A 7,583-nucleotide genomic window follows, 5' to 3' on the forward strand; every position below is an offset into this window, starting at 1 on the left:
TTATATATCAGACAACCCGTATCATTCATACTTTTTCATGAGGTTAAAAAATCCCCTACCACTCCAAGCGGTAAGGGATCCAAATCCAATCATTCAAAAAAATACTTCCTAGTCCTCATCTGCACATTCAACACGATCCCGACTGCTATCATATACGTCAGAAGCGAACTTCCTCCGTAGCTGAAAAATGGCAGTGGAATCCCTGTAATAGGAAGCAGGCCTATCGTCATGCCGATATTCTGAAACACTTGGAAGGTCAGCATGCCAATTACTCCCGCGCACAGGTAAGTACCGTACGTATCATGGCATTCCATGGCGATGAAGGTGATTTTATAGATTAAGAAAAAGAATAACGAGATGACTACCGTCGCGCCCATAAAGCCGAACTGGCTGGCGATGGCGGCAAAGATAAAGTCTGTGTGTGCTTCAGGCAGGTAGACATTCATCTGGCCGTATCCTGAACCTGTGTACTCCCCGGACCCGATGGCAAGCAGGGACCTTACCAGCTGAAAGCCTTGTACGTCCTGGTATTCGTAAGGATTCAACCAACCATAGAAGCGGTCTAATTGATATTCCGGGATTAGGTACGTATGGAAAAACGTTGGATGTGCTATGAAAATATATAGAAATAATGCAATGAATCCTATCGCTGCGCCGACAAGCGAGAGGATAATGCTCCATTTAATTCCCGAAACAAGGATCATCGCTGCAATGATGGCACAATAAACAAGCGTTGTCCCCATATCTGGCTGTTTTGCTACAAGGAATAATGGAATACTGGAGGCCGCGATTATTTTCCCAAGTAACAAATAACTGTCGCGCAAGGTCGCTATTTCATACTGTGCACGATGGTCGGCAATAATTTTACTCAAGACGAGAATAATGGATATTTTCATTAGTTCGGATGGCTGGATATTGCCAAGGCCCGGCAATGTGTACCAACTTGTTGCACCTTTTATGGTGCTGACAAGGGAAGACGGTACGTTAAACTCCAGCCCAAGTAACAGCACTACACCTATGCCGTATGTAATCCAAGCCAGATTTCGCAAGTAATCAAAATGGATTAACAACGATACGCCAATCCCAATCGCTCCGACTACAAACCACATTAATTGCTTTTGCATAAAGTTTATGTTCTGCAACACTGGCGGTAATGTGGGTTCTACGCTCTTCAAGGCAAAAAGACTTGCTACTACCATAATCCCCATAAGAAAAATCAGCGTGGTATCTAACTGAGGTTTATAGTCTTTTTCCACTGTTTTCTCTCCTATCTCTACTTAAACTTTTTCTTTTTAGATTGTTTATATTATTATTTAAATAATTGATATGTTTAATAATAGAATAACCTATAAAGCATATTAGAGAAAAACATAAAGGTCAATCCATAAAATTATGGATAATGCATGCGGAAAGATAAAAAGGGGAAATTAGAATTAACTTATTTTAGGAGGACTACATACTTTGTTTATTGCGTTAGCTTTTTTCTTATTTATGTCTTTTTTCTTGTCGGGAAGTGAAACAGCGCTGACAGCTGTTAACAGGATGAAAATCCAAATCCGAGCAGAGAACGGCGATTTGGCTGCTCAAAAACTGCTAAAACTGATTGAGCGCCCTGATCAGTTTATTACAGCTATTCTAATAGGGAATAACATTGCCAATATCATGCTGCCGACACTTGTGACACTGATTGCCATTGATTATGACTGGAACGTTGGTGTTGCGACAGCCGTTCTGACTGTAGTGTTGATTATTTGCGCTGAGGTGGTGCCAAAATCCATTGCTGCTACTTTCGCAAATAAAGTAGCTTTCATTGTAGCACCCGTCATATCCATTCTTCTTTATGTTTTAAAGCCTCTTATTTTTTTACTTTCCATCCTGACTAATTTCATCATCCGCCTTTTATCAAGGGGGACGGTCCAAGAAGCAACCCTTTCTAAAGAAGAGCTTAAAACGATGGTAGATATCGGCCGTACGGAGGGTACATTTTACGAGGAAGAATCACAGCATATCATTGGTGCCATTGATTTTTACACGAAAGATGTGCGTGATGCATTGAAGACTCCGAGGATTGAAATTCATGGATTGCCGTGTGATGTAACCTTTGAAGACGCAAGAAACTTTGTGATGGAAAGTAGTTATACCCGTTATCCCGTTTATAAAGAAAATATGGATAATATCATCGGTGTGTTTCATGCCAAGTTTTTATTGAATTGGTCATTAAATCCCGACTTAGAAATCAAGGACTTCATGGACACAAGCCCATTGTTTGTAGCTGAATCCACTTCCATTGAGAAAGTATTTAAGATGATGCTCAAAGAGAAAAAACATATGGCGATTGTTATAGATGAGTACGGAGGAACGACAGGAATCATCAGCCACGAGGATATTATTGAAGCCATGATTGGTCAGGAAATTGAAGATGAGACGGATGAATCAGGTGAAATTCTTATTGAAGAATTAACGGACACTCAAATCATCTGTCATGGAAAAATTGCCATCAGACGCTTCAATGAAGTGTTTAAAACAAAAGTTCCAGAAGAAGAAGACACGGTTGCTGGGTTTCTTTTCAAAGAACTGGGGCATATTCCGACAGAGGGCGAATCGCTTGAATATCATCACCTTCATTTTGATATATTGAAGATGGAGGACAATGTTATTAAGCAAGTGAAAGTAAAGAAAAAAGCGAATTAAAACAGGAAAAGGTGCCGCATTCCATCACGGAAGTGCGGCACCTTTTTACTAAATTTAAGATTGATGCTGATTGGATAATGCATTCAATTGAAGACCAACTTGCTTTACCTGGTGATTGTCCATTTCGAGTACTGTCCAAATGTTTTCACCATGCTTAATATGTTCCTCTTCATCTTCTTCAAGGTCCTGGAGCATTACTTGCATCCAGCCACCGATCGTATCGATATCATCCTTCTCATCAAATGTTACCCCGAATCGTTGCTCAATATCTGTCAACAAGACAAGGCCATTAATATGATAAAGGTCTGTTTCGATTTCTTGAATATCCGGTACTTCATCTGCATCAAATTCATCACGGATTTCCCCGACGATTTCTTCTAAGATATCTTCCATCGTGATGATTCCGGCCGTACCACCGTACTCGTCAATGACTAGTGCGATATGAACCTGTTCTTCCTGCATCTTTAATAAGGCATCTTGCAGGGAGGTCACCTCATGAATTAGTGGAAGCTCGTGAAGGAAGTCTTTCATCTCGCCTGCTCTACCGGCAGCGAAGTTTGTGAGCATTTCCTTTACGTTCACGAACCCGAGAATATTATCTTTGTCTCCATCCTCTGTAACAGGATATCGAGTGTATTGGTGTTCATCCAATACGCTGATAATTTCTTCTCTGGACATGCTATTAGATAAAGTGACGATTTGCACACGCGGGATCATGATGTCCCGTGCGACTCTTTCGTCAAAAGTGAATATGTTTTCCATGTAGGATAGTTCTGTTTGATTAATTTCTCCACTTTCAAAACTTTGCGTCATAATGATTTTGAGCTCTTCTTCCGAGTGAGCCTGCTCATGACTTGCAGGCTGTACCCCGAACATACGAAGTAACACACGTGCTGAACCGTTCAACGTCCAGATTAACGGGTACATCAGCTTACCGAACCAATATAAAGGTCTCGCAATAAGCAATGTCATCTTTTCAGCAAACTGAATCGCAAGTGTCTTCGGTGCAAGCTCCCCCACTACTACGTGCAAGAACGTAACAAGCGAGAAAGCGACCGCAAACGAAACAACAGTAGAAACGGACGCAGGTACTCCTAAGCTATCGAATAAAGGATACAGAAGTCTTTCAACAGTCGGTTTTCCTAACCAACCAAGACCTAAAGCTGTCACCGTAATTCCGAGTTGACATGCGGACAAGTAATAATCCAGATCTGCAATAAGCTTTTTGGCCACTACCGCAGTCTTGTTGCCTTCTGCAATCAATTGATCCACTCGGGACATACGCACCTTTACCACTGCAAACTCCGATCCAACGAAGAAAGCTGTTAATCCTATTAACAAAGCCACTAAAAGTAAGTTCATGATTAATATACTGTCAATATCCAATTGTTTCCCTCAAAAAAAGGGATTCACCTCCGAAAATTTCCACTTTTATTTTTTCTACCTTTACCTTTAACTATTCCACCTAATTTTAGATTAGAACTCTCCCCCTATCCGGATATAAAAAACCCTCCACCAAAAATTGGCAGAGGTTTTATTTGTAAAGTTATTTAACCTATACCTGAGTGGCAAAGGTCTCGCAAACAACATCTAAAAATGTTGCCAGTTAAGCCGGTGACTTATTCCATCACGTATTGACGACATAACTGTCAGCTACTCCCCTTTGGAGTATTATAAGCTCTTTGAAGCAGAGCGATAGCTTAAACTCATAAACTATCAAGAGAAATTCTATTATAGTTTCATTGTAAAGTCAATATTTGTAGATTAGTAGAAAAATCCCTACTCCATTGAATGGGGTAGGGAAAGGTGACAAATCATTTATTTCATTGGTTATAACTTTAACGGTTGACTCTCCGTTACAGGAGCTTCGCTTTTCGCGGGCAGTCCGGGAGCCACATCGGGCTGCCAGGCGTAGCCGAGGAGGCTCACGTCAGCCCCTAGGAAAGCGAAGCCATTTGCGGAAATCAACAGCGGTGTATAAAGAAATTCTAAAAACAATGACTTTTTCAGTGGCCTCGGCTGCGCCCTGCGGGGTCTCCCATGTCCTTTCCTCCCGCAGGATTCTGCGCTCTTTTCACTCCAATCAACCAGGTAATTGTTATACACAAAGACTTGGTCGACACATCCCATCTTTTTAAAAAGGAGTTAGGAGGTTTGCATTACTGTTTTGACATTCCTGTGTAGATATAGATGGCATCTCGCAGAAACTGAGCAGTACCAGGTTGTTCTTTATCATAAAAAGCAGTAAATCGCTCATCATCCACATACATCTGGGCAAGGCCAGCATGTGCTTCCTTGGAGTAGGAATCCCAGTAAAACCCTAACCACTGACGGTGCAAGTCCGCCGCTTTTTGCGCAAGGTCTCCGGCAGGATCTCCGGTTTGAAATGCCTCATTTAAAACTTGGAGTACTTCTTCTCCCAGCTTTTCTCCTTGTTCGTACTGTTTCTTTGACATACCTTTCAACTTGGCATTTGATTGATCAATCGTTTCATTGCCGTATTTCCCTCTGATTTCTTTTCCATATTTCGCTTCGTTTTCATCTATCATGTTCTGCTTGAATGCTTCAAACTTTTCTTTATCACTCATGATAATACTCCCTTCTTTCGCAGCCAGTGTCCGGTCTACACTTTCAATGAGGCCCTCAAGCCGCTTTTGCTTTGTCAGAAGTTTGTCACGGTGTTCTTTTAGTGCTTCCACTTCATTAAAGGTTGGAGCGTTGATGATTTTTTGGATGCTTTCAAGGTCCAATTCGAGCTCCCTATAAAAGAGGATTTGCTGAAGCTTATCCACTTCCGCCTGCCCGTAGATTCGATATCCTGAACCACTGATTCTCGCCGGCTTGAGAATCCCAATTTCATCATAGTAGCGCAGCGTCCTGCCTGTCACTCCAGCCATTTTTGCTAATTTCTGTACGGTGTATTCCACCTCTGATCACCTCCTGACAAATTCAGTGTACACCTTGACGTAACGTAAATGTAAATAGGTTTTCCGAAAAAATAACCCAAAAGTACCACTAAACAGTTTAGAATATTCTGCATTTTAATTCATTTGTCTTATATCCCATATTTGTCATTACTTTTATAATGAAAACAGAAATAATATTTCAATTTTACATTTAAATATTGAAATATTATTTCAACTATTGTAAGCGTTTACTAAATTAAAAATGAGAAAGCGAGGGGCTACAAATGAAATTTGGACAAGCATGTAAGTACATAATGATTACGGCACTATTATTTTCCTTCACTCTCCCTCTTTTTACAGGGAAAGGGAGTGCAGAAATGATTCAGCAACCCAAGCATGAGATGAGAGCAGCCTGGATTGCCACTGTTCAAAACATCGATGTGAAAGCAGGCATGAGCGAAGCAGATTATACCGCATGGGTACAACAGACACTTGATTTTCTAAAAGGTAAGAACTTTAACACGATTATCTATCAGGTAAAGCCTACCGCAGATGCTTTTTATCCTTCTGAAATTGACCCTTGGTCTAAATATGTCACTGGTGGGGCACAAGGAACAGACCCTGGCTATGACCCGCTCCAAATCATGATTGAAGAATCTCATGCGCGCGGCATTGAAGTGCATGCATGGGTGAACCCATATCGTGTCACCATGCCTTATGAATCATTAGACAACCTTTCAGAGGAAAATGTCGCAAAAGAACATCCTGAATGGGTTGTTAAATACGGTCTTCAGTATTACTTGAATCCCGGAATACAGGGAGTACAGGATTACCTGCTTTCTACTGTTGAGGAGCTTGTGACGAACTATGACATTGAAGCGGTTCATATGGATGATTACTTCTATCCATATCGCAGAGTTGGAGAGGAATTCCCAGATCAAGCACAATTTGAAGCAGACCCGCGTGGTTTTGATAACATCGAAGACTGGAGACGCGACAACGTAAACAACCTAGTATCTGCCATCAATGACACCATCAAAGAAACAAAAAGCTGGGTACAGTTCGGTATTTCCCCATTTGGCGTGTGGAGAAATATTGACAAAGACCCGACAGGAAGCAATACACAAGCGGGACAAACAAACTACGATGATCTTTACGCTGATACAAGACAGTGGATCAAAGACGGTAGCATCGACTATATTACACCGCAAATCTACTGGTCCCGAGGTCTAGCAGTAGCCAACTACTCCATTTTACTTGACTGGTGGAGTAAAGAAGTCGAAGAATATGCCAATAACCATCCGGTGAACCTGTATATTGGTACAGCTGATTACAAGGTTGCAGACAACTTTGATCAGAATTGGCATCAACCATACGAACTACCTGGACAAATACTAGACAATCGCCAAGATGAAAATGCACTGGGCCAAATGCACTTCTCCCTTAGACAAATCATCAGAAATAACCTTGGATATGCAGACATCCTTACAAACGAAATTTATACGGAGCCTGCACTCGTTCCTGCAACTCCTTGGAACGGAGAACAGCTTCCACAAAAGCCAAATACGGTGAAAGCAGACAAAACAGATGGTAGCATCACTCTTACCATTGATGACAAAAAGCATTCGGATGCAAGAAAGTATGTTATCTATCGCTTTGACGGGCTTCAAGAAGGAGATTACAACAATCCTGCCAATATCGTGGATGTTGTCTATGCAACAGAAGGTGTTACCACTTATGTGGACAATACCATCGAGGACGGCAAGCGCTACACATATGGCGTGACTTCCGTTTCCAATACTGGTTTGGAAAGTAAGAATGCAAAAATTGTGAAAGTGGAAAAATAAACATACCGGAAGAAAGAGGCTGGGACAAAAGTGTTTTAGTCTAAATAAAACCCGAACTAATTTAAAATCTTAAATTAGTTCGGGTCTTTTTTCGTTTAAAAGATACATTTATTTTTTGGGTTGCACCAGCTGTTGATTG

The 7,583-nt window shown here is 41.2% G+C and carries 5 protein-coding genes; 2 read left to right on the plus strand and 3 right to left on the minus strand.

Annotated features, from left to right (window positions below):
* Positions 1-89 precede the first annotated feature (89 nt).
* Positions 90-1,256 (minus strand): FtsW/RodA/SpoVE family cell cycle protein, encoded by a 1,167-nt coding sequence (locus tag HC179_RS12580; RefSeq protein ID WP_346775141.1) that lies wholly within the window; start codon positions 1,254-1,256, stop codon positions 90-92.
* Between the two features lie 205 nt (positions 1,257-1,461).
* On the opposite strand from HC179_RS12580, the gene HC179_RS12585 reads away from it, so the two are divergent.
* Complete coding sequence (locus tag HC179_RS12585) at positions 1,462-2,691, plus strand: hemolysin family protein (protein ID WP_168864601.1); 1,230 nt, start codon at positions 1,462-1,464, stop codon at positions 2,689-2,691.
* Positions 2,692-2,745: 54 nt separating this feature from the next.
* Here the strand turns inward: HC179_RS12585 and HC179_RS12590 are convergent, their stop codons facing one another.
* A complete protein-coding gene (locus HC179_RS12590; protein WP_168864619.1) occupies positions 2,746-4,071 on the minus strand; it encodes a CNNM domain-containing protein in 1,326 nt (441 codons plus the stop codon).
* A gap of 779 nt (positions 4,072-4,850) precedes the next feature.
* The gene (locus HC179_RS12595; protein WP_168864602.1) at positions 4,851-5,618 is read right to left on the minus strand and encodes a TipAS antibiotic-recognition domain-containing protein; all 768 of its coding nucleotides are present in this window, start codon (positions 5,616-5,618) and stop codon (positions 4,851-4,853) included.
* A 263-nt stretch (positions 5,619-5,881) separates the two neighbouring features.
* Between HC179_RS12595 and HC179_RS12600 the strand changes: the two genes are divergently transcribed.
* On the plus strand, positions 5,882-7,444 hold the full coding sequence (locus tag HC179_RS12600; protein ID WP_168864603.1) for a glycoside hydrolase family 10-like protein: 1,563 nt from the start codon (positions 5,882-5,884) through the stop codon (positions 7,442-7,444).
* The last annotated feature ends 139 nt before the right edge of the window (positions 7,445-7,583 follow it).

Source organism: Bacillus sp. RO1 (assembly GCF_012524115.1).
Taxonomy (GTDB): Bacteria; Bacillota; Bacilli; order Bacillales; family Bacillaceae_I; genus Sutcliffiella_A.

Bases quoted from the DNA above. Each gene is read 5' to 3' on its own strand.
- HC179_RS12600 (WP_168864603.1), top strand. From the start codon at position 5,882: ATGAAATTTGGACAAGCATGTAAGTACATAATGATTACGGCACTATTA.